Raw genomic sequence first — 26,411 nt, forward strand, 5'->3', positions numbered from 1 at the left:
AGCCACGGAGCGTATCCGTGGTTTTACTATGAGTGACAGCAGGGGTCGGGGTCCCGGGGACAGGACCGTCGGGAGCGCGGTAGCGTCACCGCTGAACCACGTATCGCGTTGCCCGGGGGCGACCCCGGCCCTGAACGCTTGTACCACCTTGGAGGTGAGGGTGTCCCAGATCGCAGGCGAGCCCGCGACCCAGGACTTCGTGGAAGTCCGGCTGCCGGCCGCGGGTGCCTACCTGTCGGTGCTGCGTACGGCCACGGCCGGTCTCGCGGCCCGGTTGGACTTCACCCTCGACGAGATCGAGGACCTGCGCATCGCGGTCGACGAGGCCTGCGCGATCCTGCTTCAGCAGGCCGTGCCGGGTTCGGTGCTCAGTTGTGTCTTCCGCCTCGTCGACGACTCGCTCGAGGTCACGGTCTCGGCGCCGACCACGGACGGTCACGCTCCCTCGCGTGACACCTTCGCGTGGACCGTCCTGTCCGCTCTCGCGGGCAAGGTCTCCTCCGCCGTGGACGACGACAAAACCGTTTCGATCAGCCTCTACAAACAGCGCGGCGCGGGACCCGGGCCGACGTGAGGAACGAGGACGGGCCGGTGCGGGACGAAGAACGCGGCACACGGGGGCTGCCTGCCGAGCGGATGCCGGGCGGTATCGACGGCATCGACGCCATCCCGGAACAGGCCCGGCCCCATCCGGAGGACGACTCCGCTCAGGCCGGCCCGCCGGGCGGCGGGCAGCCCGGCGGTGTCGCACGGAGTACGCCCGAGGCCGGGCGGCGGCCCGGGGCCTCCCCCGAACGCCAGGAAGCCCCGGCGCGGGCGAGGCCGACGGCGGGGGACGAGGCGAGCGCTCGGGGAAGGGCGACGGGCGGGACGATGAACGAGCACGAGCGACACGCCGAGAGCGAGGTGCCGCGGACGCCGAGCGCGCAGGGCGTCCAGCACACCCCGGTGGCGCACGGCGCGCAGCGCGACCCGCAGGACCGCAGCGGGGCACGCGCCTTGTTTCTCGAGCTGCGCACCCTGCAGGACGGCAGTCCCGAGTACGCGGAGCTGCGCAACCGGCTGGTCCGCATGCATCTGCCGCTCGTCGAGCACCTCGCGCGCCGCTTCCGCAACCGCGGGGAACCGCTGGACGACCTGACCCAGGTCGCCACCATCGGTCTGATCAAGTCGGTCGACCGCTTCGACCCGGACCGCGGCGTGGAGTTCTCGACGTACGCGACCCCGACGGTCGTCGGCGAGATCAAGCGGCACTTCCGCGACAAGGGCTGGGCGGTGCGTGTCCCCCGCCGGCTGCAGGAGCTGCGACTGGCGCTGACGACGGCCACGGCCGAGCTCTCGCAGCTGCACGGCCGTTCCCCCACGGTGCACGAGCTCGCCGAGAAGCTGGCGATCTCGGAGGAGGAGGTCCTGGAGGGCCTGGAGTCCGCCAACGCGTACTCCACGCTGTCCCTGGACGTCCCCGACACCGACGACGAGTCCCCGGCGGTCGCGGACACCCTGGGCGCCGAGGACGAGGCGTTGGAGGGGGTGGAGTACCGCGAGTCGCTCAAGCCGCTGCTGGAGGATCTCCCTCCGCGCGAGAAGCGGATTCTGCTGCTGCGCTTCTTCGGCAACATGACCCAGTCGCAGATCGCACAGGAGGTCGGCATCTCACAGATGCACGTCTCCCGGCTGCTGGCCCGCACGCTGGCGCAACTGCGCGAGAAGCTCCTCGTGGAGGAGTGAGCGAGGAATGACCCGCCGCACGGTGGAACGAGCCGCCGCGCGGCGGGAGCCAACGGCAGCGGCGCCCGAACGGCAAGGCGGCCCGGGAGGTGGGGAAGCTACTTCTCGGCGTTCCCGGGTCCCCGGATGCCGAGGGCCCGGGTCGTCTCGGGGTTGAGCAGCAGTACCAGGGCCGTCACGGCCACCACCGCGAGCACGATTCCCGCCGGGATGGCCACACTGTCGGACTGCAGCAGGTTGTAGGCCACCGGCAGCGCCAGGAGCTGGGTGACGACGGCCGGGCCGCGGCTCCAGCTTCTGCGGCCCAGCAGCCCGCGCGCGGCGAGCAGCGGCAGCAGTGCGAGCACCATCAGCGTGAGTCCGCCGGTGACGGCCTGCTGCCGGTCGTCCGGTTGACCGGTGAGCCCGCGGACCAGCATCCAGACCCCGCCGGCCAGCAGGCCCAGCCCCTCCAGGGCGGCGAGCCCCGCGGCGTACGTCAGACGGCGCGGGCGGGGGCCGGCGGTGTCCGGAGTGGTGGGGGTCTGCTCGCTGCTCACCCCTGAAGGGTAGCCCTCGCCCGTACGCGCCCCCGTGCCGAGGTTCGCGCCCCCGGTCCCGCCCTGTGTCCGTTTTCGATCACCCCTCTGCCTGGGCTCCGGTACCGCCCAGTAGGTACCCTGCAACGCATGCGTGCACTTCTCGTGGTCAATCCGGCGGCAACCACCACGAGTGCGCGTACGCGCGACGTGCTGATCCACGCGCTCGCCAGTGAGATGAAACTGGAAGCGGTGACCACCGAGTACCGGGGGCACGCACGGGACCTGGGCCGGCAGGCGGCGGAGAGCGACGACATCGATCTGGTGGTGGCCCTCGGCGGCGACGGCACGGTCAACGAGGTCGTCAACGGCCTGCTGCACGCCGGCCCCGACCCGGAGCACCTGCCCGGCCTCGCCGTGGTCCCCGGCGGCTCCACCAATGTCTTCGCCCGCGCCCTGGGCCTGCCCAACCAGCCCGTGGAGGCCACCGGCGTCCTGCTGGACGCGCTGCGCGAGAGGCGCGAGCGCACCGTCGGTCTGGGCCTGACGTCGGGCACACCGGGGACGGACGACGAGGCCGTGCCGCCCCGCTGGTTCACGTTCAACGCGGGACTGGGCTTCGACGCCGGGGTGGTCGGCCGGGTGGAACAGCACCGTGAGCGAGGCAAGAAGTCCACTCACGCGCTGTACATGCGTCAGGTGGTGCGCCAGTTGCTCGGAGAGCCGCGCCGCCGGCACGGGGTGATAACGCTGGAGCAGCCGGGCGAGGACCCGGTCACCGATCTGCTGCTCTCCATAGTGTCGAACGCCTCCCCGTGGACGTTTCTCGGCAATCGCCCGATCTACGCGTCACCTAAGGCCTCGTTCGATACCGGCCTCGACATCTTCGGTCTGAAGCGGCTGTCCACCGCCGCCGTTGCCCGGTATGGCACCCAGTTGCTCACTTCGTCCCCCGAGCGCGGGCCCCGGGGCAGGCATGTGGTCGCCGGGCACGATCTGACCCAGTTCACCTTGCATTCGAAGGTGCCACTGCCCCTCCAGATGGACGGTGACCACCTCGGACTGCGCACCAGCGTGACGTTCACAGGCGTTCGCCGTGCACTGCGTGTGATTGTGTGAGCGGAAAAGGCTAAAGTCCTTTCACTCGAACGTTTAGGCCAGGATCCACCCCATGGAAGTACGGCTGTGACCTAGTCGACACCGATGAATCAAAAAAAACTTTCCTGAAGGGGTTGTATCCGCCGCCGAGGTTTGCGAGTCTCTACATGGCGATCGGGACGGCCCGCAGCATCGGCCTCCACAGACCGCCGGAACCCCCCTCCATACCCAAGGACCACGCCAGGGAACCTGGCGTTCGGCCCTTCACTTGTTGGGGGATTCGTGAAAGCGTTCACATTCACAAGCCATCGTGTAGTTCACACCAAGGAGAGGTAGCAGCCATGGACTGGCGTCACAACGCCGTTTGCCGCGAGGAAGACCCCGAGCTGTTCTTCCCCATCGGCAACACCGGTCCTGCGCTGCTGCAGATCGAGGAAGCCAAGGCCGTCTGCCGTCGCTGCCCGGTGATCGAGAGCTGCCTGCAGTGGGCACTCGAGTCCGGTCAGGACAGCGGCGTCTGGGGTGGTCTCAGCGAGGACGAGCGCCGCGCGATGAAGCGCCGCGCCGCTCGCAACCGGGCCCGTCAGGCATCCGCCTGACAACCCACCCCTGCTGACAGCCTGAGCTTGGCGGCGCGTACAGCGCGTACGCATCTCCCGCCCCCGAGCCGCAGCACGCAGTTCCCCCGATGCTCCCCCGAGTTCTCGACTCACCTCGAGCCGGAGGGGAACGCCATCGAACAAGCGAGGAGCCCCGGACCGGGAAACGGTCCGGGGCTCCTCGCTTGTCGCTCCGCGTCACTTGTTCATGTCCACCGGGATGTCCAGGATCACCCGGGTGCCCCCTTCCGGGGCCGGGACCATGTCGAAGGTGCCGCTCAACTCTCCCTCGACCAGGGTCCGCACGATGTGCAGGCCCAGGTTGCCCGCGGTGTGCGGGTCGAAGCCCTCGGGCAGGCCGACGCCGTCGTCCTGGACGGTGACCAGCAGGCGGGTCTCCTTCGTGGTGCCACCGCGGACCGCGGTCACCTCGACCGTGCCGGTCTCCCCCTCACGGAAGCCGTGCTCCAGGGCGTTCTGCAGCACCTCCGTCAGCACCATCGACAGCGGGGTGGCGACCTCGGCGTCGAGTATGCCGAAGCGGCCGGTGCGCCGGCCGGTGACCTTGCCCGGGGAGATCTCGGCGACCATCGCCAGGACCCGGTCGGCGATCTCGTCGAACTCCACGCGCTCGTCCAGGTTCTGAGAAAGCGTCTCGTGCACGATCGCGATGGACCCGACCCGGCGCACCGCTTCCTCCAGCGCCGCCCGGCCGCGTTCGGAACCGATCCGCCGGGCCTGGAGGCGCAGCAGCGCCGCCACCGTCTGGAGATTGTTCTTCACCCGGTGGTGGATTTCCCGGATGGTCGCGTCCTTGGTGATCAGCTCTCGTTCGCGGCGGCGAAGTTCGGTGACGTCCCGGAGCAGGACCAGTGAACCGATGCGGGTTCCCTTCGGCTTGAGCGGGATCGCCCGGAACTGGATCACCCCGCCGGTCGCCTCGATCTCGAACTCGCGCGGCGCCCAGCCGCTGGCGACCTTGGCGAGCGCTTCGTCCACCGGCCCGCGGGAAGGGGCGAGTTCGGCGGTGGTCCGGCCGAGATGGTGACCGACGAGGTCGGCCGCGAGACCCATACGGTGGTAGGCGGACAGGGCGTTCGGGGAGGCGTACTGGACGATGCCCTCGGCGTCGAGCCGGATCAGCCCGTCGCCCACCCGGGGCAGGGCGCCCATGTCGAGTTGCCGGTCCGCGAACGGAAAGGCTCCTGTGGCGATCATCTGCGCGAGGTCGGAGGCGCTCTGCAGGTAGGTGAGCTCCAGTCGGCTGGGGGTGCGCACCGTGAGGAGGTTGGTGTTGCGGGCGATGACGCCGAGAACGCGGTCCTCACGCCGTACGGGGATGGACTCGACGCGGACGGGGACCTCCTCACGCCACTCCGGGTCGCCCTCCCGTACGATCCGTCCCTCGTCCAGGGCCACGTCCAGCATGGGCCGGCGACCGCGCGGGACGAGATGGCCGACCATGTCGTCCTGGTGCGAGGTCGGGCCGGTGTTGGGCCGCATCTGGGCGACGGAGACATAACGGGTGCCGTCCCGGGTGGGGATCCACAGGACCAGGTCGGCGAAGGACAGGTCGGAGAGCAGCTGCCACTCCGAGACCAGCAGATGCAGCCACTCGAGGTCGGTCTCATCGAGAGCCGTATGCCGACGTACGAGTTCGTTCATGGTGGGCACGTCAGCGAGCGTACCGGTGCGTCGCACCCTCCCCGGAAACACCCGCGGGCCGCGGCGCCTGAGAGGGACCCTCAGCCCTCCCGGCACCGCAGCCCGGAGCGACATCGGCCGCGGGGTGTGCGGTCCCGGTCGGCCGAGGGATGAGGAACCGGGGCAGTCAGGGCAGAGAGCTCCGGATCCTCGGTCCGCCTTCCTGTGCGGGGAAGGCAGGCTGGTGTGCACTGATACACAGTGTGGACTAGACCACTACCCGTGTCCATGTGTCGGATACTGTTCGCTGTTGTCTTTCTCCGCGGCGACTCTCCACGTCGACTTTCAGCGTCGCGTTTTTCATGATCGCGCGGAGACGGGTCCACGGTCGCCACCGTGCAGCCTATCCCGCGGGGGCGTGGTGCGGGACCGGAAGAGCACGGTGATTTCGGCGATTGGGCCGCGACCGCCCCGCCCTGGGATGCTGAGGTGGGGCCGAGGGCCCGGCACCCGCGGTCTCGGCCCGAGACGGAACCCCGGCTCTGTTAAATTGATATTGGTCTAAACCATACGACTCGCCCGCCCCGCCCGGGGCCGGCCACCAGTCGAGTCCCCTCTCAGATCGGCAGGCTCAGCGTGGAAGTTGTCATCGTTCCGGACGCCAAGGCCGGCGGCGAACTCATCGCCGGGGCCATGGCGCAACTCCTGCGGCGCAGACCCGACGCCCTGCTCGGCGTGGCCACCGGCTCCACACCGCTGCCCGTCTACCAGGCGCTGGCCGACCAGGTGCGCTCCGGTGCCGCGGACACCTCCCGGGCGAGGATCGCCCAGCTCGACGAGTACGTGGGGCTGCCCGTCGATCACCCCGAGTCCTACCGTTCGGTGGTCCGGCGCGAGGTGCTGGAGCCGCTCGGGATCGGGATGGACGCCTTCATCGGCCCCGACGGCTCGGCCGAGGACGTGCAGGCCGCGTGCGAGGCGTACGACAAGGCGCTGGGCGATGCCGGCGGCATCGACCTGCAGCTGCTCGGCATCGGGACGGACGGGCACATCGGGTTCAACGAGCCGTGCTCCTCACTCGTCTCGCGTACCCGGATCAAGACGCTGACCGAGCAGACCCGGATGGACAACGCGCGCTTCTTCGAGGGCGACGTCGACCAGGTCCCGCACCACGTCATCACCCAGGGCATCGGCACCATCCTGGAGGCCCGCCACCTGGTGCTGTTCGCCACCGGTGAGGGCAAGGCGGAGGCGATCGCCGCGACCGTCGAGGGCCCGTTGGCCGCCGTGTGCCCGGCGTCCGCGCTGCAGCTGCACCCGCACGCCACGGTCGTCGTCGACGAGGCCGCCGCCGGCAAGCTCAAGTTCGCCGACTACTTCCGGCACGCCTACGTGAACAAGCCGGACTGGCAGGGGATCTGAGCGAAGGCCCCGAAGGCGTCGTGGGCACCGGGTGCCTACGGGCCGCCCCCGGTGGACTAGACCAGCCCCCGCCCCAGGGGTATACAGAGGGGATCACGGAGCGTGCGGGGGACGTCCCCGCCCGCAGCCGTGCCACGATGTGAGCCGGGCCGATGGGGTGTCGGTCGTTCGGCACTCGGAGCCGGGAAGGCAGAGCATGAGCACCGACGTCAACAGTACGGAGAGCGAGGGCGGGGCCACGGTCCGTACGGCTCGCGTGCCCAAGTACTACCGGTTGAAGAAGCACCTGCTGGACATGACCGAGACGGCTCCGCCCGGCACGCCGGTCCCGCCCGAGCGCACCCTGGCGGCGGAGTTCGACACCTCGCGCACCACCGTGCGCCAGGCGCTCCAGGAGCTGGTGGTCGAGGGCCGCCTGGAACGAATCCAGGGCAAGGGCACCTTCGTCGCCAAGCCCAAGGTCTCGCAGGCCCTGCAGCTCACCTCGTACACCGAGGACATGCGCGCCCAGGGCCTGGAGCCCACCTCCCAGCTGCTGGACGTCGGCTACATCACCGCCGACGACGGGCTCGCCGAACTGCTCGACATCACCTCCGGCGGACGGGTGCTGCGCATCGAGCGACTGCGCATGGCCAACGGGGAGCCGATGGCCATCGAGACCACCCATCTGAGCGCGAAGCGCTTCCCGGCACTGCGCCGCAGCCTCGTCAAGTACACCTCCCTCTACACCGCCCTCGCCGAGGTGTACGACGTCCATCTGGCGGAGGCCGAGGAGACCATCGAGACCTCGCTGGCCACCCCGCGCGAGGCCGGCCTGCTGGGCACCGACGTGGGACTGCCAATGCTGATGCTCTCCCGGCACTCCCGCGACCGGGACGGGCAGCCGGTGGAGTGGGTGCGGTCGGTGTACCGGGGCGACCGGTACAAGTTCGTCGCCCGCCTGAAGCGCCCCCAGGACTGAGCCCCGGAGGGATTGGCGGGGGTTTCACCGGAGATTCCGCCGCTGTCCGGGCGAGGTTCCGTGGAGTTTAAGTACGTAATCCCCGCGAGGGGTTCCGTCCCGGTCCGCCGCGACCTAGATTTCCTGCGCGTCAAACAGGCGATCAGCGAGGGGACGGAACCGTTCTATGTCGCAAGCCCCAGAAACCAGCAGATGGCCGGTGGTGACGCCGATGCGCGCCGTCATCACCGTCTGCCTCCTGGCACCGTTCGTGGCCCTGATGTGGGTCGGCTCGTACGCGAAGACCGACCCCGTCCTCATCGGCATCCCGTTCTTCTACTGGTACCAGATGCTGTGGGTGCCGGTCTCCGCCTTGCTGACGATGACCGCGTACAAGCTGTGGCAGCGTGACCAGCGCGCCCGCGCGGCCGCGAAGGGCGGTGCTCAGCGGTGAACGACGGCGTGAACGGCGTGGCACTCGCCGTCTTCATCTTCTTCTTCGTCCTCGTCACGGTGATGGGCTTTCTGGCCGCCCGCTGGCGCAAGGCCGCGAACGAGCACAGCCTCGACGAATGGGGCCTGGGCGGGCGGTCGTTCGGCACCTGGGTCACCTGGTTCCTGCTCGGTGGCGACCTGTACACGGCGTACACCTTCGTGGCCGTACCGGCGGCGATCTACGCGGCCGGCGCGGCAGGCTTCTTCGCGGTGCCGTACACGGTCCTCGTGTACCCACTGATCTTCACCTTCCTGCCCCGGCTGTGGTCGGTTTCGCACAAGCACGGCTATGTGACGACGTCCGACTTCGTGCGCGGGCGGTTCGGCTCCAAGGGGCTGTCGCTGGCGGTGGCGCTCACCGGCATCCTGGCGACGATGCCGTACATCGCGCTCCAACTGGTCGGCATCCAGGCGGTGCTGGACGTGATGGGGGTCGGCGGCGGGGAGAGCACCCACTGGTTCGTCAAGGACCTGCCGCTGCTGATCGCCTTCGGTGTGCTGGCGGCGTACACGTACTCGTCGGGTCTGCGGGCCCCCGCGCTGATCGCGTTCGTGAAGGACACGCTGATCTATCTCGTGATCGCGGTGGCGATCATCTACATCCCGATCAAGTTGGGCGGCTTCGACGCCGTCTTCGCCAAGGCGAGCGAGGCGTACAGCGAGACCAACCCGGCCACGGGCGCGCCGCGCGGTTCGCTGGTGCCGGGCGAGGCGGGGCAGTGGACTTACGCCACGCTGGCGTTGGGCTCGGCGCTCGCGCTGTTCATGTACCCGCACTCGATCACCGCGACGCTGTCCTCGCGCAGCCGTGAGGTGATCCGCCGCAACACCACGCTCCTGCCGCTGTACTCACTGATGCTGGGCCTGCTGGCGCTGCTCGGTTTCATGGCGATCGCGGCCGGGGTCGATGTCAGCAACGGGCAGCTGGCGATCCCGCAGTTGTTCGAGAACATGTTCCCGGACTGGTTCGCCGGTGTGGCCTTCGCGGCGATCGGCATCGGTGCGCTGGTGCCGGCAGCGATCATGTCGATCGCGGCCGCGAACCTGTTCACCCGCAACATCTACAAGGACTTCCTCAAGCCCGACGCGACACCGGCGCAGGAGACCAAGGTCTCCAAGGTGGTCTCGCTGCTGGTGAAGGTGGGTGCGCTGGTCTTCGTTCTCACCATGGACAAGACGGTCGCCATCAACTTCCAGCTGCTCGGCGGCATCTGGATCCTGCAGACCTTCCCCGCCCTGGTGGGCGGCCTGTTCACCCGCTGGTTCCACCGCTGGGCGCTGCTCGGCGGCTGGGCGGTCGGCATGATCTACGGCACGGTCGCGGCGTACGGGGTGGCCTCGCCGACGCAGAAGCACTTCGGCGGTTCGTCGGACGCGATCCCGGGCATCGGCGAGATCGGCTACATCGGTCTCACCGCGTTCGTGCTCAACGCCCTGGTGACGATCGCCCTGACGTTCGCCCTGAGGGCGGCCAAGGCCCCCGAGGGCATCGACGAGACCCGGCCGCAGGACTACACGGCGGACGCGGGCGACCCGGGTGTCAGCACGGAGCTGCCCCTGGACACGGCGGAGAGCAAGCACTGACGCCGTACAGGCGCGCTCGGGCAGCGTGCCGCCGGAGAAAAATCGGCGGCCCGCTGCCCCGCTCGTCGGGCACACTCGCACCATGGACACCATGATCCGGCCGGTGCAGCCCGACGAGTACAAGACGCTGGGTGAGATCACCGCGCAGGCCTATCTGGAGGACGGTCTGCTCGACTTCGGGGAGAACGACCCGTACCTCGGTGAGCTCAGGGACGTCGCCAAGCGGGCCGCCGCCGCCGAGGTGCTGGTCGCCGTGAACGGCGGCCAGGTGATCGGTGGAGTGACGTTCGTTCCGGACGGCGGGCCCATGGCCGACCTGGCCGGGCCCGGCGAGGCCGAGATCCGGATGCTCGTGGTCGCCCGTGCGGCCCGGGGCCGCGGAGTGGGGGAGGCCCTCGTCCGCACCTGTGTCGACCGGGCGCGGGCCGCGCAGGGGTGTGTGGGGGTCGTGCTGTCGACCCAGCGGATGATGCACTCCGCCCACCGCATCTACGAACGTCTCGGCTTCGCCCGCACCCCCGAGCGGGACTGGAACCCGGTTCCGCACCTGGACGACATCAACCTTCTCTCCTACACGTTGGCGTTCTGACCCCACCGCGACACAAGATATGGGTCCGCTGGCGGCACACGGCACAAGATGTATGCTCATACTTGCTGTCGCCGCAGGGGAATCCGGTGTGAATCCGGAACTGTCCCGCAACGGTGTACTTGTGCGTGTCCGCGTTTTCTGCGTTTTCCGCGTTTTCCGCGTTCCCGCACGGGCTTCAGTCCGAGGACCTGCCGACAGTGCGCCCGGCCGTCCGGTCCGGGTGCCTGACGTCCGGGCCTCGTGGAATGGGCCGGTGGACGCGAGGTGCGTGCGCGCGCCCGTGTGCTGCCCCCTGCCCTCGACGAGGCCCCGTGCCGAGCGAGGGAGAGCCCCACGTGACCATCGCGCCAGCCGATCCGGCTTCAGCGGTCGACGTGACCGACATGAGCGACGTGAGCGACGGCCCCGGTGCCGCGCTGCTGCGGACCCTGACCGAGCTGACCGCCGACCTCCAGGGCGCCGACCCCGGCCGGGTCGCCGCCGCCGCGCTGCGCGGCCGGTCCGCCCATGCGGACGAGACCGAGCTGCGGGAGCTGGCCACCGAGGCGGCGGCCGGGCTCATCTCCGAGGACCCCGCCTACTCCCGGCTCGCCGCACGACTGCTGACGCTCGGCATCCGTGCCGAGGCCGCCTCGCAGGGTGTCACGTCGTTCACCTCCTCGATCTCGACGGGACACCGCGAGGGCCTCGTCGCGGACCGGACCGCCGAGTTCGTCGTGCTGCACGCGGCCCGTCTCGACGCGCTGATCGACCCCGGCGCGGACGATCGTTTCGGCTACTTCGGCCTGCGCACCCTGCACAGCCGCTATCTGCTGCGGCATCCGGTCACCCGCAAGGTCGTCGAGACACCGCAGCACTTCCTGCTGCGGGTCGCCGCCGGTCTCGCCGAGAACGGCGCCCCCCGCTCGGTGGACGAAGTCGCCGCGCTGTACGGCCTGATGAGCCGCCTGGAGTACCTTCCCTCCTCCCCCACCCTGTTCAACTCCGGTACCCGACACCCCCAGATGTCGTCCTGCTACCTCCTCGACTCCCCCAAGGACGAGCTGGACTCCCTCTACGACCGCTACCACCAGGTGGCCCGCCTCTCCAAGCACGCCGGCGGCATCGGCCTGTCCTACTCCCGCGTCCGCTCGCGCGGTTCGCTGATCCGAGGCACCAACGGGCACTCAGGCGGCATCGTCCCGTTCCTGAAGACCCTGGACTCCTCGGTCGCCGCCGTGAACCAGGGCGGCCGGCGCAAGGGCGCGGCGGCTGTCTACCTGGAGACCTGGCACCCGGACGTCGAGGAGTTCCTGGAGCTGCGCGACAACACCGGTGAGGACGCCCGCCGCACGCACAACCTGAACCTCGCACACTGGGTGCCGGACGAGTTCATGCGCCGGGTCAGCGCCGACGCGCCGTGGTCGCTGTTCTCCCCGTCCGACGTCCCGGACCTGGTCGACCTGTGGGGCGAGGAGTTCGACGCGGCCTACCGGGCGGCCGAGGCTGCGGGTCTGGCGACGAAGACGCTCCCCGCGCGAGAGCTGTACGGGCGCATGATGCGCACCCTCGCCCAGACCGGCAACGGCTGGATGACCTTCAAGGACGCCGCCAACCGCACCGCCAACCAGACCGCCGAGCCGGGCCACGTCGTCCACTCGTCCAACCTGTGCACGGAGATCCTCGAGGTCACCAGTGACGGGGAGACGGCGGTCTGCAACCTGGGGTCGGTCAACCTCGGCGCGTTCGTCGACCGGGCGAACGGCGCCCTCGACTGGGAGCGGCTGGACACCACCGTCCGCACCGCCGTCACCTTCCTGGACCGGGTCGTCGACATCAACTTCTACCCGACCGAGCAGGCGCGCCGTTCCAACGCCCGCTGGCGCCCGGTGGGGCTGGGCGTGATGGGCCTCCAGGACGTCTTCTTCCAGCTCCGACTGCCCTTCGACTCCCCCGGGGCGAAGGCCCTCTCGGCCCGTATCGCCGAGCGGATCATGCTCGCCGCGTACGAGACGTCCGCCGGCCTCGCCGAGTCCCACGGCCCCCTGCCGGCCTGGGAGAAGACGCGTACGGCCCGGGGTGTCCTGCACCCCGACCACTACGGCGTGGAGGCGACCTGGCCCGAGCGGTGGGCCGCGCTGCGCGAGCGCATGGGCCGGGCCGGCCTGCGCAACTCGCTGCTCCTGGCGATCGCGCCGACCGCCACCATCGCCTCGATCGCGGGCGTGTACGAGTGCATCGAGCCGCAGGTGTCCAACCTGTTCAAGCGCGAGACGCTGTCCGGCGAGTTCCTCCAGGTCAACTCGTACCTGGTGAACGACCTGAAGCGGCTGGGCGTCTGGGACGCGCGGACCCGTGAGGCGCTGCGCGAGGCGGGTGGCTCGGTGCAGGACTTCACCTGGATCCCCGAGGAGGTGCGCGGGCTGTACCGCACCGCGTGGGAGATCCCGCAGCGTTCTCTGATCGACATGGCCGCCGACCGCACCCCGTTCCTGGACCAGTCGCAGTCGCTGAACCTGTTCATGGAGACGCCGACCATCGGCAAGCTCTCCTCGATGTACGCCTACGCCTGGAAGCGGGGCCTGAAGACCACGTACTACCTGCGCTCGCGCCCCGCGACCCGCATCGCCCGCGCGGCCCAGGGCCAGGCACAGGCGCACGCCCCCGTTCCCGCCCCCGTCCAGCAGCCGGCGTCCGACCCCGAAGCGGTCGCCTGCTCCCTTGAGAACCCCGAGTCCTGCGAGGCCTGCCAGTGATGTCCAGCACCGCCACCACCGCCCGAGCCCAGAACCTCCTCGACCCGGGCTTCGAACTCACCCTGCGCCCCATGCGCTACCCCGACTTCTACGAGCGCTACCGGGACGCCATCAAGAACACCTGGCACGTGGAGGAGGTCGACCTCCATTCGGACGTCGCCGACCTGGCGAAGCTCAGTCCGGAAGAGCAGCACCTGATCGGGCGGCTGGTGGCCTTCTTCGCCACCGGCGACTCGATCGTGGCCAACAACCTGGTGCTCACCCTCTACAAGCACATCAACTCCCCGGAAGCACGGCTGTATCTGTCCCGGCAGCTGTTCGAGGAGGCGGTGCACGTCCAGTTCTATCTGACCCTGCTGGACACCTATCTGCCCGACCCGGACGACCGGGCGGCGGCCTTCGCGGCCGTGGAGAACATCCCGTCCATCCGGGAGAAGGCCGAGTTCTGCTTCCGGTGGATGGACTCCGTCGAGAAGATCGATCGCCTGACGAACGAGGCCGACCGCCGTCGGTTCCTCCTCAACCTCATCTGCTTCGCGGCATGCATCGAAGGGCTCTTCTTCTACGGGGCCTTCGCCTACGTCTACTGGTTCCGCTCGCGCGGGCTGCTGCACGGCCTCGCCACCGGCACCAACTGGGTGTTCCGCGACGAGACGATGCACATGAGCTTCGCCTTCGACGTGGTCGACACCGTCCGCAAGGAGGAGCCGGAACTCTTCGACGACCGGCTCCAGCAGCAGGTCACCGACATGCTGCGCGAGGCGGTCGAGGCGGAACTGCAGTTCGGGCGCGACCTGTGCGGTGACGGGCTGCCGGGCATGAACACCGAGTCGATGCGGCAGTACCTGGAGTGCGTCGCCGACCAGCGTCTCGTCCGCCTGGGCTTCGCACCGGTGTACGGCTCGGACAACCCGTTCTCCTTCATGGAGTTGCAGGGCGTCCAGGAGCTCACGAACTTCTTCGAGCGGCGTCCGTCCGCGTACCAGGTCGCCGTGGAGGGCACGGTCGACCTGGACGAGGACTTCTAGGACGGTCCGCAGGGCCTGGGGCCCGTCCGGGATCCGCCGGGGTGCCACCCGTTCTCACGCCGCGCGTGCGATGTGCTGTGAGGTGGCGCCCCGTGCGGGGCCGTGCACGGTGCTCCCCGCCGGCCGGAACGGCCCGGCGGCCGTGAGCCGCCACGCGGCAGCCGCGCGTCCGGCCGCTTCCCGTTCGGCCGCGGCGCTGTCGGCCTCGGCCTGCCTCAGCTGCCGGTCCGTCCTCCGGTCGCGCGCGATGCCGACGACGGCGGGGAGGACCATCAGGGCGAGCAGTCCGAGGACGAACAGCATTCCGATCAGTGCTTCCATCTGCGTCGTATCCATGTACATCACTGTCGCGCCGGACACTCCCTGGCAACCAGTGGCAGAACTGCCTCACCCCCTCGATTTACTGCCACCGGCGAGGCACACTGGAGCCATGCTCCGCAACGTGGCCGTCGTGCTGCTCGACGGCGTGAACCCCTTCGAACTCGGCGTCGTCTGCGAGGTCTTCGGCACCGATCGCAGCGATGAGGGCCTGCCCGTCTACGACTTCGCGGTCGCCTCGGCCGAAGGCCCCGCCCTGCGCAGCAACACGGGCTTCTCGCTCCAGGTCGAGCACGGCCTGGAGCGCCTGGAGACGGCGGACCTCATCGCCGTACCCGCCGGGTCGCGCTACGAGACACGGGACTTCCCGCCCGAACTGCTGGACGCGCTGCGCCGGGGCGTGGACCGGGGCGCCCGGGTGCTCAGCGTCTGCTCCGGCGTGTTCGTGCTCGCCGCCGCCGGCCTCCTCGACGGCCGGCGCGCCGCCGCCCACTGGCGCCATGCGGACGCGCTGGCCGAAAGGCATCCCCACCTGACCGTCGAGCCGGATGTGCTCTACGTCGACGAGGACCCGGTGATCACCTCCGCGGGCAGCTCCGCCGGCATCGACGCCTGTCTGCATCTCGTGCGCAAGGAACAGGGTTCCGCCGTCGCCAACCGGATCGCGCGGCGCATGGTGGTGCCCCCGCACCGCGAGGGGGGCCAGGCTCAGTACATCGAGCGGCCCTTGCCGCGGTCCGTGGGCGACACCGTCTCCGAGGTGCTGATGTGGATGGAGCGCCATCTGGACGAGGAGGTCACGGTCGAACAGCTCGCGGCCCGTGCCCACATGTCCCCGCGCACCTTCGCCCGCCGCTTCCAGCAGGAGACCGGCACCACGCCGTACCGCTGGATCCTGCGCCAGCGGGTCCTGCTCGCCCAGCAGCTGCTGGAGGGGACGGACGAAACGGTGGACGCGGTCGCGGGCCGTACGGGCTTCGGCAACGCGGCCACGCTGCGCCATCACTTCATGCGTACCGTGGGCACGACCCCGAACGCCTACCGGCGGACGTTCCGCGACCCCGAAGCCGCCTGAACGCCCGCCGGACGGGACGGTTCAGCGCGCGACCGGCCTCAGCAGCAGCCGGTTCGGCCGCAGGGTGATGCCGACCTGGGTGGCGTCGTCGGAGCCGGCCACCTGCTCGAAGCGGTACCTCGTCGCCAGCGCCGCGGTGATCAGCGTCAGCATGGCCATGGAGAAGTGGTCGCTCGGGCACTTGCGGTTGCCCAGGCTGAAGGGACGCATGGCGTACTTCGGAACGTCCTTCGAGTGTTCCGGAAGCCACCGGTCCGGGTCGAACTCCAGGTGGCGCTCGTACGACTTCGGATCGCGCTGGATCGCGTACGGACTGTAGATGATGTCCGCCCCGGCCGGAATGCGATAGCCACCGAGTTCCTTGTCGGCGACCGCCCGGCGCGTCAATATCCAGACGGCGGGCCGCAAACGCATGGCCTCGACGACGACATTGTTGGTGTGGGTGAGCTTGCGGACGTCCTCGAATGCCACCGGACGCCCACCGGTGACGTCGAGAACTTCGTTTCGCACCCTGTCCCCGTGTTCCGGATGCGCGACGAGCTCCTGAAGCAGCCACATGATCGTGGAGGCGATCGTCTCACTTCCGGGGGTGAGTATCGCGACCACCTGGTCGTGGATCTCCTGCTCCCCGATCGGGTCGCCATTGTCGTCCTCCGCCGTCAGCAATGCCGTCAGCAAATCGTCCGGCTTTTGACCGGATGCGCGGCGTTCGGCGACGATCTCGTCGACCACGCGGTGCAAATCGGCCAGGGCTCGGTTGAATTCACGATTGGCGGGCAGCGGCAGCTTGTACAGCGGGCCGAGCGGCACCACCATCCGCCGGTACATGCCGCGGAAGACGGTGGCGAGCGCGGCGCACAGCCGCTCCGCCCGCTCGTCCATGTACTCACCGCGCAGCAGACAGCGCGCCGCGACGCGCACGGCGATCCGGAACGACTCCGAGGTGCAGTCGATCGTCTCCCCCGACGCCCAGCGTTCGGTCAGCGCGTGTGCTTCCTCCTCCATGATCGGGCCGTAGGCGGGGATGGCTTCGAGCTTGAAGGCGGGCTGGATGGTACGCCGCTGACGCCGGTGCAGCGGGCCGTTGGCCGTGGCCACGCCCTCCTTGCCGAGCAGGCCCTCCAGGGACTCCCACAGGGGGCCGGAGATGATGTAGTCGGGATCGAGCGCCAGCGCCCCGGTGAGGGCGGGCGTGGTGACGGCGTACACCGTCTTGGGACCGAGCTTCAGGCGCACGATGTCGCCGTGGTCGCGCAGCTGGGCCATGAAGGCCAGTGGATCGCGGACCAGTTTGAGGCCGTGGCCCAGGCCGGGGACTCCGCCACCGGCCACCGGAGGCTCGCGCAGTTCGGTCACCCCCGACGCGTCCGACGCGTCGGGCTTCACCGACTCGACGGTCATTTCTCACCTGCCGCTTCGTTGTTGACGTACGGGGGTGTGGAGCGGTCGTCCCAGCTGTCGACCATGTACCGGCCGGACTCGTGGTGGAACCAGTAGACGGAACTGAACCAGTTCCGCATGTTTCCGAGGCAGACCCGCACGGCGGCCCCCAGTTCCTTTCCTCCCACCGTGCCGTCGTCGAGGCTGTCGGCGAACTTCAGGGCGCTTTGTTCGGCGTCCAGGAATTCCGTGACGCATTCCTCGACGCGGTGCCGCACATCGGTGACCGCCTCTTCGAGGCTCAACCCTTCATGGGTGATGAGACTTATTCCGAGATTGTGCACCTCATGACCCGCTATTTCCTTCGGGAGCGAGCAGAGGTCGTTGTACCAGGCGGCGAATTCCTGACTGAGCAGGGCCGCCTTCCGATAGGACGGGTTCTTCCTTACGGCGTCCGGGAGTTCACAGCCCGCACTCGGTTCCAGGAGGTCGGTCCAGATCCAGTGCGCGAAGGTGAGCCGACGCAGTTCGAGGTACTCCTCGACGGTCGGGACGATTCCCTCCGTCCGGTTGTGGAACTCCCGGTCGTACGCCTCGATCACCGTGTGGAAGTGCCGGGCGAACCGGGCGTTCCAGGTGTCCGGAAGGAACGAGTACAGCCGCCGCACACTGTCCGCGAGCCCGGCCACCAGTGAATCCTCGTGACGCAGGTGCTCCGTGGGGCTGTCGAGAGCCGTGTGCAGCAGGTCCTTCAGCCGCCGCCAGGCGGCGGGTCGGCCGTGCACGATGTCGCGGTCGTGACGGTCGTCCCAGACGAAGAACCACGCGCTGTAGTCCGCTATCGCCTGCAGGACCTCGTCGGCTGCGTCGGTGTAGTAGCCCGCCATGAGGTCCGTGTAGCACAGGCCATCGGCATATTCGGCCACCTTGTCGGGCGGCATCAGCCGCTTTTCGAGCAGCCACGCACGGGTTTCCTGCTGGAGCTTCGGCCAATACGGATGGAGTCGCCGGGGAAACGCCGCCTCGATCACCGGGAGAGACAGCGCCTGTGGTACCGCGACGGTGGTCGGTTTCAATGTGGTGCCGTGTGACAAAGCATGCACGAACAATCCCCTCTCGGCCGCCAGTTGACATGAGCCCGGTCCTCTCTGCCGGGCGTGCGCCGGTGCGTATCCCCACACCTCCATTCAGCACCACAACTGACCGCACTGGGGACGTATTTGCTTCATTCACTACCCCGCGATGCCGAGATCCTCCCCTTGTGTGGCTGATTTCAGGATTGATGACCCGTCGAGGGGTCGAACATATGACGGAAAGGCGAACGGCGTCCGGTCCGGAAGAGAATCCGGACCGGACGCCGTGCGCAGGTGAGCCCTGTGCCCCGGGGAACCTGAGCGGCGACAGGGGCCACCGGGCTCCGGGGGGCGAAGGACCCGGTGGTCAGTCGTTGGCGACCACGGGGTAACGCGGCTCGTTCTCGGCCATCTGCCGCAGCGCGTCCTTGCGCTCCCGCTTGGACAGCCGGTCGATGTAGAGGTAGCCGTAGAGGTGGTCGGTCTCGTGCTGCAAACACCGTGCGAAGTAGCCGGTACCGCGCACCTTGACCGGGTTGCCCTGCTCGTCCTGACCGGTCACCTCGGCGTAGTCGGGCCGGGCCAGCGGAGCGTACGCGGTGGGTACCGACAGGCAGCCCTCGTTGGTGTCGTCCAGCCGGCGCCTCTCGGCGGGCAGTTCGACCAGCTGGGGATTGCAGACCACCCCGGCGTGACGCACACCTTCGTCGTCCGGGCAGTCGTAGACGAAGACCTTCAGGTCGACGCCGATCTGGTTGGCGGCCAGACCCACGCCCTCCGCGGTGCGCTGGCTGGCGAACATGTCCGCGACCAGCTGCTGGAGTTCGGGGCCGAAGTCGGTGACGTCCCTGCACTCCTTGTGCAGTACCGGGTTGCCGACCACGGTGATCGGTCGCGAGGTGCCTCGCTCGACCCAGGCGGCCTCGCGCTCGGCGCAGTCCTCCGTGTCGATGACGTACCCCTCGTCGTCGACGGGGAGCACGCCCGCGTGCTGCTGATCGGTGTCCTGCTGAGCCATGACCGACGTACGCCTTCCTGGAAAACATGGGGGGTGGTGCTGATACAGGGTACGGTGGCCGGCCGCCCCGCCGGCCCCGGTCCCCGACCTGGTCTGCGCCCGGCGCGCGGCCCCGGGAGCCGGCCTAGCAAACCTCTTCCAGGTCCCGCCAGTCGCGTGAGTCCGGGCTGTCCGCGACCCAGCCGTCCAGCAGGCCGCGGACCAGCGAGGCGGGCGCGGCGAGCCCGCACTCCCGCTCCGGCACCCACAGCTGCCCGTCGGTGCGGTGACCGAGCGGCCCGGGGTGGCCGGGCTCGCTGTGGTCGTGCGGGTCGAGGTGCTCGCCCTCGCCCTCGTCGGACGGCATCCGGGACTCCGAGCACATCCGGCACAGCAGCCGCACCGAGGACGACCAGTCCTCGGCGGCGAATCCCGCGTCCGCGGCCAGCTGCTCCAGGGCGTCCCGGTCGGCCTCGTCGGCCGCCTCCAGCAGGACCACCCAGGTCGGCACGGGTGAGGGCGCCCACAGCTCGATCTCGTCGAACACCGGGTAGGTGTGTCCGGCGACCGTGCTCCGCTCGCCGTGCGGCACCCCGTCGTGCAGGACGACCTCGCCCCAGCGGCGGCCGGAGGACGGCAGCGGAATGGACAGCACCTCGATCCGCGCGGGGTCCAGCCGCCGCCCCCAGACGACCTCGGCCTCCCCTTCCGGGGACAGCCGTACGGCCGCGCTGCCCAGGTCCATGCCGAGCGGCTCACCCGAGCCGGTGGGGCTCCCGGGCACCCGGAGCCCGTAAGCCTGCCAGGCGCGGCGGGCCAGCGGCCAGTCCTGCAGGGCGGTGGCGGCGATGCCGACGTTCCACCAGTCGGGCGCCCCGGTGTCCCGGTCGAGCAGCGCGACGGCCCTGAGGCCCGCCGCCCGTGCCTGCTCCCAGTCGTGCCGGAACTTGTGCAGCAGCGCGAGGTTGAACCAGGACTCCGACAGCCAGGGTTCCAGATCGGCGGCCCGGGTCAGCAGCGCGCCCGCGTCCTCGTACCGGCCGTCGCCGATGAGTGTGAACGCGCGGTCCGTGGCCTGCCGCCAGGAGGCGGAGGGCCGGTTCCGTCCCTTGCCGAAGATCCTCACGATTCCCGCCTGCCAGTTCCGTTCGGTGGGCGGCCTAGCCCCCCGGACACCGTCTCCTTCGCATCCAACCACGTACGGCCGGAACGGCGCTCATTACCCATGGGTTACCCAGCCCCGGGCCGGGTAAGACCGTCCCGTTCGCGGCTCTCGCCACGCCCGGCACCCGCCCTCGCACCCCGGCGCCGTCCCCGTGCCGATGTCCTCATCCCCTCAGGTCGCATACCGGTCTCCGTTTTCTCCGAGGTCCCGGCGTTCCCGGGACAGCACCCGGGCCAGTGACTCGACGACCTGGGGCGCGTACTCCCCGGCGGCACCCAGCCGCAGTTCCTCCAGTGCCGTGAGCGGCCCGCCGGGCCCTCCTGCCCGGGACTTCTCGTCGTACGCGTTCACCACCCGGACGATCCGCGCGGCCAACGGCTGCTCCCGGTGGGGGTCGGCCTGCCGCTCCACGATCCCCGCCACCCGCGGGTCCACGCCGGTCTGGCGGACCACCGCGCCGCCGAGGAGGGCGATCCGCCGCTGTTCCGGGACGGGCAGGACGGCGGTGGCGCCCACGGGCACCGGGTCGACGAGGCTGAGCTGGCCGATGTCGTGCATCAGGGCGGCGTACTCCAGCACCGTCAGGTCGGGTTCGGTCAGCCCCAGGTCCCGGCCCACCGACTGGCTGAGTTCGGCGACCCTGCGGGCGTGCCCGGCCGGGGTGCAGCCGGCGATCTCGGTGGCCCGCGCGAGGGAGGTGATGGTCTGCCGGTAGGTCGCCCGGATCGCGGCGTACCGCCGGTAGGACAGCTGCGCGAGCAGCAGCGGTACGGACAGGAGGGGCAGCGCCCACAGTCCCACGACCGCGACGCCGAGCGCCATCACCGCGCCCGTCGCGACGACGGCGGCCCCGATGCCGGGCAGGGCCCGCAGCTCGTCGCGCAGCGCCGGCGGGAAGGGCCGACCGGTGCGGGAGTGGGCCAGTGCGGCGGCGAGCACGGCGTCGCAGAGCGTGGACAGGGACAGCAGGGCGAGCAGCAGCAGCGCGTGGGCGGAGCCACCCCAGTCGTCGAACGTTCCTCGGCCGTAGAGGGGCTGGAAGCACACGGCGACGAACCCGACGGTGAGTGTCCGGCGTGCCAGGTGGTCGCGGGCGGGTCCGGGGCCGCGCCCGACGTGCGGCACGCTGCCGAGCAGGGAGCCGGCGAGGACCACGGTGACGATCTGGGCCGCGTCGTGGTGGGTGGACCGCCCGTCGGCCTCACCGAGCAGCGCGTACGCCAGTGCCCCGGCGGCGGCGAGCGGTGCGGCCTGACGGATGTGCGGCCCGTTGTGCCGGGTGAGTTCGCCGGCGGCGACGAGCACCCCGAAGGCGAGGGCGATGCCGCGTTCGGTGATCCCGTTCCACAGGGTGGCGCCGAGACAGCCGGTGGCGAGCACGGCGGCGCACGCGTGCACGAGGGTGTGCAGCCGGAGGCTCATCGGCGGGCCCGGGGCTGATCGGCGACGGGTCCGGCAGGGTCGGGGGCGGCGTCGGGAGCCAGGGCGGGGGCCGGTGCGGGAGCGGGCGGCTCGGGGGGCCGGACGTCCTCGGCCGTCACCGCGGGATGCCAGCCGGCCCGGCCGATCGCCCGTACCAGCGCTTCCACCATGCGCGGGTCGAAGTGGGCGCCCGCACACCGCTGGAGCTCCTCCAGCGCCACGGGCACCGGCCGGGCCCTGCTGTAGGACCGGGTGGAGGTCATCGCGTCGAAGGCGTCGGCGACGGCCACCACCCGCGCGGACTCCGGGATCTGACCGCCCGCCAGCCCGTAGGGGTAGCCGCTTCCGTCCAGCCGCTCGTGATGGTGCAGCACCGCCGCGCGGGCCTCACCCAGGAAGGAGATCCCCCGCACCATCTCGTGCCCGTACTCGGGGTGCAGCTCGATCACCCGCCGCTCCTCGGGGGTCAGCGGTCCGTTCTTGGTGAGCAGCCGGGTGGGCACACCGAGCTTGCCGACATCGTGCAGGATGCCCGCGAAGCGCAGCACCTCGGTCCGTTCGTCGTCCATGCCGAGCTCACGCGCGATCATCGTGGAGGCCTGCCCGACCCGCTCACTGTGCCCGCGCGTGTACCCGTCCTTGATGTCGACGGCCTGCACGAGCGCACGGATCGTCGCCTGGTGGGCGGCCCGCTCCCGGTGGTACTGGGCGAACGCCCACCACGAGACGCACATCGGCAGCAGTACGAGCAGCGCGGCCACCGGCCCGTAGGGGCTGCGCCACAGCAGGGCCATCATCAGTCCGGCGAGCCCGTGCACGGTGACCGGCGCGAGCGACCGCAGGAACAGCCGCCGCCAGGTGGCCGGCCGGGAGGCCGGGCTCCCGCGCCAAAGCGGCACGCCGGCCGTGAGCGCCACGATGCCGTGGTCCAGCAGGGTGAGGATCAGGCAGAACACCAGCACCGAGGCGCCGACCGCGCCCAGCGCCGCCGGCACGTCACCGGTCGCGATCGCGTCCCGGCCGCCGGCCGCCTGGTGCGCCCGGCTCGCGGCCCACACGGCGAGCGTCAGCTGGCCGGCCCGCCAGATCCGCCGCGCGAGGAACGGCCGCTGCTCCACCGGAGTGAGCAGCGCGCCGGGCAGCGCGACCAGCGCGGCAGCGGACGGCGGCAGCAGGAAGGCCGCGGCCAGCAGCACGGGATGGAAGGTGCCGCCCGGATTCGGGACACCGAGGTACCGGGACCGGACGAGGCGCTCACAGCATGCGTACAGCACGGCGAGCGAGGCGAACTCACGCCAGGGAACGTGCGGCATCTGCGGGCCGTGCACGATCTGCGCGACGTGCGGCGGCAGCAGACAGAGCAGGCCCGCCACGGCGACACCGGTCACATACACGCGGGCCCGCGTCGGTAACGCCTCCATGAGCCCCTCCCCCCGACTGTGCCTGCCGCGCTCGACGGCCTGCCGTCTGTCAGGTTCTGGAGCCTAGGGGGGCGAACGACGCTTCCACGGGCCCAGAGTCCGCGGATTAGCGCGTACGGGTGAAGTCGCTCCCCTTTCGGGGGATGTTTTCGGGGAACGGTTTCCAGGTCGGTCAGAGTCGGGCTGCCATACGACCCGGTCGGGCGGCCGGTCTCAGGACTCCTGCGGCGTGGCCTGCGGGGCCTGGGACAGCTCGGATGCCTGGGGGGCCTGGGCCGGAGAAGCAGTGACGTCCTGATCGGGAACGGCCTGGCCGGAACGGATCAGGTCGAGTCGGCCCATGACCTTGGACCGCAGGTCGCCCGGCACGTCGTCATGCCCGCAGCACCGCTTGACCAGCTTCTTCACCGCTTGCTCGAGTCCGTACTTCTCGAGGCACGGCGAGCATTCCTCGAAGTGGTGCTCGAACTTCACGCAGTCGGCGTCCGGCATCTCACGGTCGAGGAACTCGTAGAGATGGTCGAGGATCTCGCTGCAATCCGTCTCGTGCGGCTCTCCGCAGCTCATGACCTCGAGCCTTTCGCTTCGTTCGACTGTCCGGCGCCCGCCGGGACCAGTCCGCGCTCGCGCGCGTAGTCCTCGAGCATGCCGCGCAGTTGGCGGCGACCACGGTGCAGCCGGGACATCACGGTACCGATGGGTGTGCCCATGATGTCGGCGATCTCCTTGTAGGCAAAGCCCTCGACGTCCGCGAGATACACGGCGATGCGGAACTCCTCGGGAATCGCCTGGAGCGCTTCCTTGACGTCCGAGTCGGGCAGGTGGTCGAGCGCCTGCGACTCCGCCGAGCGCAGACCGGTCGACATGTGCGACGCGGCACGCGCGATCTGCCAGTCCTCGATCTCCTCGGCGCCGCTGCGCTGCGGTTCACGCTGCTTCTTGCGGTACGAGTTGATGAAGGTGTTGGTGAGGATCCGGTACAGCCACGCCTTGAGGTTCGTGCCTTCGCGGAACTGGTGGAAGGACGCGTACGCCTTGGCGTACGTCTCCTGGACCAGGTCCTCGGCGTCCGCCGGGTTGCGCGTCATGCGCAGTGCGGCCGAGTACATCTGGTCGAGGAATTCGAGGGCGTCCCGCTCGAAGCGCGCGTTGCGCTCCGCAGGCGATTCGGCGCTCTTGTCGCCCCTGCCCTCGGGCTGCTCCGCCTGGCCGTGTTCGGTCCCTGCGCCGGTACCGGGAACCGGACCCACCTCCTCCAGATTCGTCGTGCGACCCAAAGCGGTCCCACTCGAATCGGAGGATAGACGACGATCCGGTCCGCCCGCCGCCCGAACAGGGGCGGTCCTGGCCGCGTGCAGCACTGTCCAGTCCAGGTCGGCACGGCTGCTGCGCCTCGGGCAATACGTCGACCCCATGCGGCGGACTCCCTCTCCTACGACGTCGGTGCCGGTGACCGGCGGATACGTCGGGGTCAACAGCGCGGGGGGCCGGGACATTCCCGAAGCTTTACCCGCGGGGGCCGGGCCGCCGCCGTCCGAGGGCGTCGACCCACCGCACGACCGCGTCGGTGACGACCGTCAGGGCCTCGTCCTGCGTGGTGTCCGCCCGCTTGGGAACGCCGAGGCCGTGGTCACCGTGGGCCACCTCGACCAGTTCGTACGCCCACCCGTCTCCCACCACCGCCCTCGCACCGGCGTTCCCCCGGAGCCGAACGTCTGAGGGGACCCCCGGTGCGCGGCCCCTCCCGTACTCGGGGAACTCCCCGGGCTTGCCGAACGGATCGTTGCCCCCCTGCACGACGAGGGTGGGGACCGCGGCGCCGAGCAGTTCCCCGGCGCGGGACTTCTCGGGCCTGCCCGGCGGGTGCAGGGGGAAGCTGAGGGCGAGTACGGCATGGGCGCCCAGTTCGACGGCGGTCCGGCACGCGACGCGGGCTCCGGCGCTGCGCCCGCCCGAGATCACCGGCAGGCCCGACTTCGTCAGCGCGGGCCAGATGCCCCGCCAGGCGAGGTCCAGGGTCTTCGGCGCGGGCGCCACCTTCTTTCCGGCCACCCGCCAGGGCTGCTCGACCAGGGCCACGGTCACTCCGTGCGCGGGGAGCACTGCGGCCAGGGCCTTCAGGTCGCGCGCCTCGATGCCGCCGCCGGCACCGTGACCCAGCGCGAGGACGAGGCGTGGGGCGTGCCGGGCAGGGTGCCAGGTGATGCGGGCGGGACCGGCTTCCGTCTCGACGGTCTCGACGGCTTCGGCGGCCTCGACCGAGGGCTCCTTGTTCGCTTTCGTCGCGTTCATCATGTTCGTCACGTTCGCCACATCAGAAGAGCGTGCCCTCTTCCGGTGCGGCCAGCTCATTCAGTAGCTCCGGGCCGTTGTTGCGGACGTTGCTGACCGCCGTGGAGACCGGGAAGGCGCGCATCAGACCGGGGGGCGGCGGGGCGAGCAGCCCGCGCAGGTCCTCGGTGTCGGTCCGGGAGGGGTCCAGCCAGGCGTCCCATCGGTCCGGCGTGAGCATCAGCGGCATCCGCGGGTGGATGTCGGCCAGGGCCAGCGGGCCCTCCGCCGGGGGCACCGCGAGCGGCGTGGTCTCCGCCTCGGTGGTGATGACGGAGCACGTCACCCACCAGGCCCGCGGGTGGTCGTCCGGCAGCGTCCGGTCCCGCCAGAACTCGTACAGTCCGGCCATCGCGAACACCGAGCCGTCGGCCGGCGTCACGAAGTACGGCTGCTTGCGAGGACGTTTCTTCTTGCCCTCGACCTCCAGTTCCCGCTCCTGCGTGCCGGTGACCCACTCGTAGTAGCCGTCGGCGGGCAGGATGCAGCGGCGGGTGGCGAAGGCGCGGCGGTAGGAGGGCTTCTCGTGCACGGTCTCCGCGCGTGCGTTGATCATCCGGGCCCCGCCCTCGGGCGTCTTGGCCCAGGACGGCACGAGGCCCCATTTCAGCTTCCGCAGCTGCCGAACCGGCCGCGGGTCGTCCGCGTCCTTCACCACGCGGTCCAGGACGGCGAAGACCTCTTTGGTGGGGGCCACGTTGTAGTCGGGCTCCAGGGTCTCCTCCGGCTCCCACTTCTGGATCTCGAAGATCTCCACGAGATCCTCGGGCCTGCGACTCGCCGCATACCGTCCGCACATACGTGCAACACTGCCAGGCCCACCCGTCTCCCGGCCACCACCTCTCAACG

General features: G+C 70.2%; 25 protein-coding genes and 1 riboswitch. Of the genes, 12 read left to right on the forward strand and 13 right to left on the reverse strand.

All coding sequences use genetic code 11. The annotated features are described in order from the left end of the window. Positions 1-160: 160 nt before the first annotated feature. Together AC6F7H_RS07155 and AC6F7H_RS07160 are read left to right on the forward strand one after the other, a co-directional pair. Positions 161-574 carry an ATP-binding protein gene (locus AC6F7H_RS07155; protein ID WP_129802215.1) on the forward strand — a complete coding sequence of 138 codons (414 nt, stop codon included), beginning with the start codon at positions 161-163 and terminating at the stop codon, positions 572-574. A gap of 17 nt (positions 575-591) precedes the next feature. Beyond that, complete coding sequence (locus AC6F7H_RS07160; RefSeq protein ID WP_500755955.1) at positions 592-1,728, forward strand: RNA polymerase sigma factor SigF; 1,137 nt, start codon at positions 592-594, stop codon at positions 1,726-1,728. Between the two features lie 98 nt (positions 1,729-1,826). Here AC6F7H_RS07160 and AC6F7H_RS07165 read toward each other — a convergent pair whose 3' ends face one another. Next, positions 1,827-2,267 carry a hypothetical protein gene (locus tag AC6F7H_RS07165; RefSeq protein WP_500755957.1) on the reverse strand — a complete coding sequence of 147 codons (441 nt, stop codon included), beginning with the start codon at positions 2,265-2,267 and terminating at the stop codon, positions 1,827-1,829. Between the two features lie 129 nt (positions 2,268-2,396). Between AC6F7H_RS07165 and AC6F7H_RS07170 the strand changes: the two genes are divergently transcribed. Further along, positions 2,397-3,365, forward strand: coding sequence for a diacylglycerol/lipid kinase family protein (locus AC6F7H_RS07170; RefSeq protein WP_500755958.1), 969 nt, complete (start codon positions 2,397-2,399; stop codon positions 3,363-3,365). Between the two features lie 320 nt (positions 3,366-3,685). Next, the gene (locus tag AC6F7H_RS07175; RefSeq protein ID WP_030219886.1) at positions 3,686-3,943 is read left to right on the forward strand and encodes a WhiB family transcriptional regulator; all 258 of its coding nucleotides are present in this window, start codon (positions 3,686-3,688) and stop codon (positions 3,941-3,943) included. Positions 3,944-4,141: 198 nt separating this feature from the next. On the opposite strand, the gene AC6F7H_RS07180 is transcribed toward AC6F7H_RS07175, so the two are convergent. Further along, the gene (locus AC6F7H_RS07180; RefSeq protein WP_500755959.1) at positions 4,142-5,617 is read right to left on the reverse strand and encodes a sensor histidine kinase; all 1,476 of its coding nucleotides are present in this window, start codon (positions 5,615-5,617) and stop codon (positions 4,142-4,144) included. Between the two features lie 606 nt (positions 5,618-6,223). Here AC6F7H_RS07180 and nagB point away from each other — a divergent pair. The 7 genes from nagB (at position 6,224) to AC6F7H_RS07215 (ending at position 14,380) form a co-directional block, all read left to right on the forward strand. After that, positions 6,224-7,009, forward strand: a complete 786-nt coding sequence (gene nagB / locus AC6F7H_RS07185) for a glucosamine-6-phosphate deaminase (protein ID WP_500755960.1) — start codon at positions 6,224-6,226, stop codon at positions 7,007-7,009. A 196-nt stretch (positions 7,010-7,205) separates the two neighbouring features. Further along, positions 7,206-7,970 carry a GntR family transcriptional regulator gene (locus AC6F7H_RS07190; RefSeq protein WP_500755962.1) on the forward strand — a complete coding sequence of 255 codons (765 nt, stop codon included), beginning with the start codon at positions 7,206-7,208 and terminating at the stop codon, positions 7,968-7,970. Between the two features lie 166 nt (positions 7,971-8,136). Next, entirely contained in the window at positions 8,137-8,403 is a 267-nt protein-coding gene (locus AC6F7H_RS07195; protein ID WP_500755964.1) for a DUF3311 domain-containing protein, read from the forward strand. After that, positions 8,400-10,028: a monocarboxylate uptake permease MctP gene (gene mctP / locus AC6F7H_RS07200; RefSeq protein WP_500755966.1), complete on the forward strand. Its 1,629-nt coding sequence runs from the start codon at positions 8,400-8,402 to the stop codon at positions 10,026-10,028. The genes AC6F7H_RS07195 and mctP overlap by 4 nt, the downstream gene beginning before the upstream one ends. A gap of 82 nt (positions 10,029-10,110) precedes the next feature. After that, positions 10,111-10,617 (forward strand): GNAT family N-acetyltransferase, encoded by a 507-nt coding sequence (locus tag AC6F7H_RS07205; RefSeq protein WP_500755968.1) that lies wholly within the window; start codon positions 10,111-10,113, stop codon positions 10,615-10,617. Positions 10,618-10,632: 15 nt separating this feature from the next. Further along, positions 10,633-10,827: riboswitch (cobalamin riboswitch) on the forward strand. A gap of 125 nt (positions 10,828-10,952) precedes the next feature. Continuing rightward, positions 10,953-13,352 (forward strand): ribonucleoside-diphosphate reductase subunit alpha, encoded by a 2,400-nt coding sequence (locus AC6F7H_RS07210; protein ID WP_500755970.1) that lies wholly within the window; start codon positions 10,953-10,955, stop codon positions 13,350-13,352. Further along, a complete protein-coding gene (locus AC6F7H_RS07215) occupies positions 13,352-14,380 on the forward strand; it encodes a ribonucleotide-diphosphate reductase subunit beta (RefSeq protein WP_500755972.1) in 1,029 nt (342 codons plus the stop codon). Before AC6F7H_RS07210 ends, AC6F7H_RS07215 begins: the two co-directional genes overlap by 1 nt. 54 nt (positions 14,381-14,434) lie before the next feature. On the opposite strand, the gene AC6F7H_RS07220 is transcribed toward AC6F7H_RS07215, so the two are convergent. Beyond that, complete coding sequence (locus AC6F7H_RS07220) at positions 14,435-14,716, reverse strand: hypothetical protein (RefSeq protein ID WP_500755974.1); 282 nt, start codon at positions 14,714-14,716, stop codon at positions 14,435-14,437. Between the two features lie 94 nt (positions 14,717-14,810). Here AC6F7H_RS07220 and AC6F7H_RS07225 point away from each other — a divergent pair, with 94 nt between their 5' ends. Beyond that, the gene (locus AC6F7H_RS07225; RefSeq protein ID WP_500755976.1) at positions 14,811-15,773 is read left to right on the forward strand and encodes a helix-turn-helix domain-containing protein; all 963 of its coding nucleotides are present in this window, start codon (positions 14,811-14,813) and stop codon (positions 15,771-15,773) included. 21 nt (positions 15,774-15,794) lie between these two features. Here the strand turns inward: AC6F7H_RS07225 and AC6F7H_RS07230 are convergent, their stop codons facing one another. The 10 genes from AC6F7H_RS07230 to AC6F7H_RS07275 form a co-directional block, all read right to left on the reverse strand. Next, the gene (locus tag AC6F7H_RS07230) at positions 15,795-17,174 is read right to left on the reverse strand and encodes a bifunctional albaflavenone monooxygenase/terpene synthase (protein WP_500755977.1); all 1,380 of its coding nucleotides are present in this window, start codon (positions 17,172-17,174) and stop codon (positions 15,795-15,797) included. Further along, entirely contained in the window at positions 17,171-18,256 is a 1,086-nt protein-coding gene (gene cyc1, locus AC6F7H_RS07235) for an epi-isozizaene synthase (protein WP_500755978.1), read from the reverse strand. Before cyc1 ends, AC6F7H_RS07230 begins: the two co-directional genes overlap by 4 nt. A 337-nt stretch (positions 18,257-18,593) precedes the next feature. Further along, positions 18,594-19,244 carry a peptide deformylase gene (def, locus tag AC6F7H_RS07240; RefSeq protein ID WP_500755979.1) on the reverse strand — a complete coding sequence of 217 codons (651 nt, stop codon included), beginning with the start codon at positions 19,242-19,244 and terminating at the stop codon, positions 18,594-18,596. 124 nt (positions 19,245-19,368) lie between these two features. Continuing rightward, positions 19,369-20,349, reverse strand: coding sequence for a tetratricopeptide repeat protein (locus tag AC6F7H_RS07245; RefSeq protein WP_500755980.1), 981 nt, complete (start codon positions 20,347-20,349; stop codon positions 19,369-19,371). A gap of 210 nt (positions 20,350-20,559) precedes the next feature. After that, positions 20,560-21,810: an HD-GYP domain-containing protein gene (locus AC6F7H_RS07250; RefSeq protein WP_500755981.1), complete on the reverse strand. Its 1,251-nt coding sequence runs from the start codon at positions 21,808-21,810 to the stop codon at positions 20,560-20,562. Beyond that, the gene (locus tag AC6F7H_RS07255) at positions 21,807-23,231 is read right to left on the reverse strand and encodes an HD-GYP domain-containing protein (RefSeq protein ID WP_500755982.1); all 1,425 of its coding nucleotides are present in this window, start codon (positions 23,229-23,231) and stop codon (positions 21,807-21,809) included. The genes AC6F7H_RS07250 and AC6F7H_RS07255 overlap by 4 nt, the downstream gene beginning before the upstream one ends. A gap of 213 nt (positions 23,232-23,444) precedes the next feature. Continuing rightward, positions 23,445-23,798 carry a mycothiol system anti-sigma-R factor gene (rsrA, locus tag AC6F7H_RS07260; RefSeq protein ID WP_500755983.1) on the reverse strand — a complete coding sequence of 118 codons (354 nt, stop codon included), beginning with the start codon at positions 23,796-23,798 and terminating at the stop codon, positions 23,445-23,447. Continuing rightward, a complete protein-coding gene (locus AC6F7H_RS07265) occupies positions 23,795-24,481 on the reverse strand; it encodes a sigma-70 family RNA polymerase sigma factor (RefSeq protein WP_500755984.1) in 687 nt (228 codons plus the stop codon). The genes rsrA and AC6F7H_RS07265 overlap by 4 nt, the downstream gene beginning before the upstream one ends. Positions 24,482-24,737: 256 nt before the next feature. After that, positions 24,738-25,523, reverse strand: a complete 786-nt coding sequence (locus tag AC6F7H_RS07270; protein ID WP_500761696.1) for an alpha/beta hydrolase family protein — start codon at positions 25,521-25,523, stop codon at positions 24,738-24,740. 22 nt (positions 25,524-25,545) lie between these two features. Then, complete coding sequence (locus AC6F7H_RS07275; protein ID WP_500755986.1) at positions 25,546-26,361, reverse strand: SOS response-associated peptidase; 816 nt, start codon at positions 26,359-26,361, stop codon at positions 25,546-25,548. Between the last annotated feature and the right edge of the window lie 50 nt (positions 26,362-26,411).

It is taken from the genome of Streptomyces sp. MMS24-W38, assembly GCF_059889265.1.

Bases quoted from the DNA above. Each gene is read 5' to 3' on its own strand.
- AC6F7H_RS07275 (WP_500755986.1), bottom strand. From the start codon at position 26,361: ATGTGCGGACGGTATGCGGCGAGTCGCAGGCCCGAGGATCTCGTGGAG.
- AC6F7H_RS07270 (WP_500761696.1), bottom strand. From the start codon at position 25,523: ATGAACGCGACGAAAGCGAACAAGGAGCCCTCGGTCGAGGCCGCCGAA.
- rsrA (WP_500755983.1), bottom strand. From the start codon at position 23,798: ATGAGCTGCGGAGAGCCGCACGAGACGGATTGCAGCGAGATCCTCGAC.
- def (WP_500755979.1), bottom strand. From the start codon at position 19,244: ATGGCTCAGCAGGACACCGATCAGCAGCACGCGGGCGTGCTCCCCGTC.
- AC6F7H_RS07230 (WP_500755977.1), bottom strand. From the start codon at position 17,174: ATGACCGTCGAGTCGGTGAAGCCCGACGCGTCGGACGCGTCGGGGGTG.
- AC6F7H_RS07225 (WP_500755976.1), top strand. From the start codon at position 14,811: ATGCTCCGCAACGTGGCCGTCGTGCTGCTCGACGGCGTGAACCCCTTC.
- AC6F7H_RS07215 (WP_500755972.1), top strand. From the start codon at position 13,352: ATGTCCAGCACCGCCACCACCGCCCGAGCCCAGAACCTCCTCGACCCG.
- AC6F7H_RS07205 (WP_500755968.1), top strand. From the start codon at position 10,111: ATGGACACCATGATCCGGCCGGTGCAGCCCGACGAGTACAAGACGCTG.
- AC6F7H_RS07170 (WP_500755958.1), top strand. From the start codon at position 2,397: ATGCGTGCACTTCTCGTGGTCAATCCGGCGGCAACCACCACGAGTGCG.
- AC6F7H_RS07190 (WP_500755962.1), top strand. From the start codon at position 7,206: ATGAGCACCGACGTCAACAGTACGGAGAGCGAGGGCGGGGCCACGGTC.
- AC6F7H_RS07195 (WP_500755964.1), top strand. From the start codon at position 8,137: ATGTCGCAAGCCCCAGAAACCAGCAGATGGCCGGTGGTGACGCCGATG.
- AC6F7H_RS07175 (WP_030219886.1), top strand. From the start codon at position 3,686: ATGGACTGGCGTCACAACGCCGTTTGCCGCGAGGAAGACCCCGAGCTG.
- AC6F7H_RS07255 (WP_500755982.1), bottom strand. From the start codon at position 23,231: ATGGAGGCGTTACCGACGCGGGCCCGCGTGTATGTGACCGGTGTCGCC.
- AC6F7H_RS07250 (WP_500755981.1), bottom strand. From the start codon at position 21,810: ATGAGCCTCCGGCTGCACACCCTCGTGCACGCGTGCGCCGCCGTGCTC.
- AC6F7H_RS07220 (WP_500755974.1), bottom strand. From the start codon at position 14,716: ATGGATACGACGCAGATGGAAGCACTGATCGGAATGCTGTTCGTCCTC.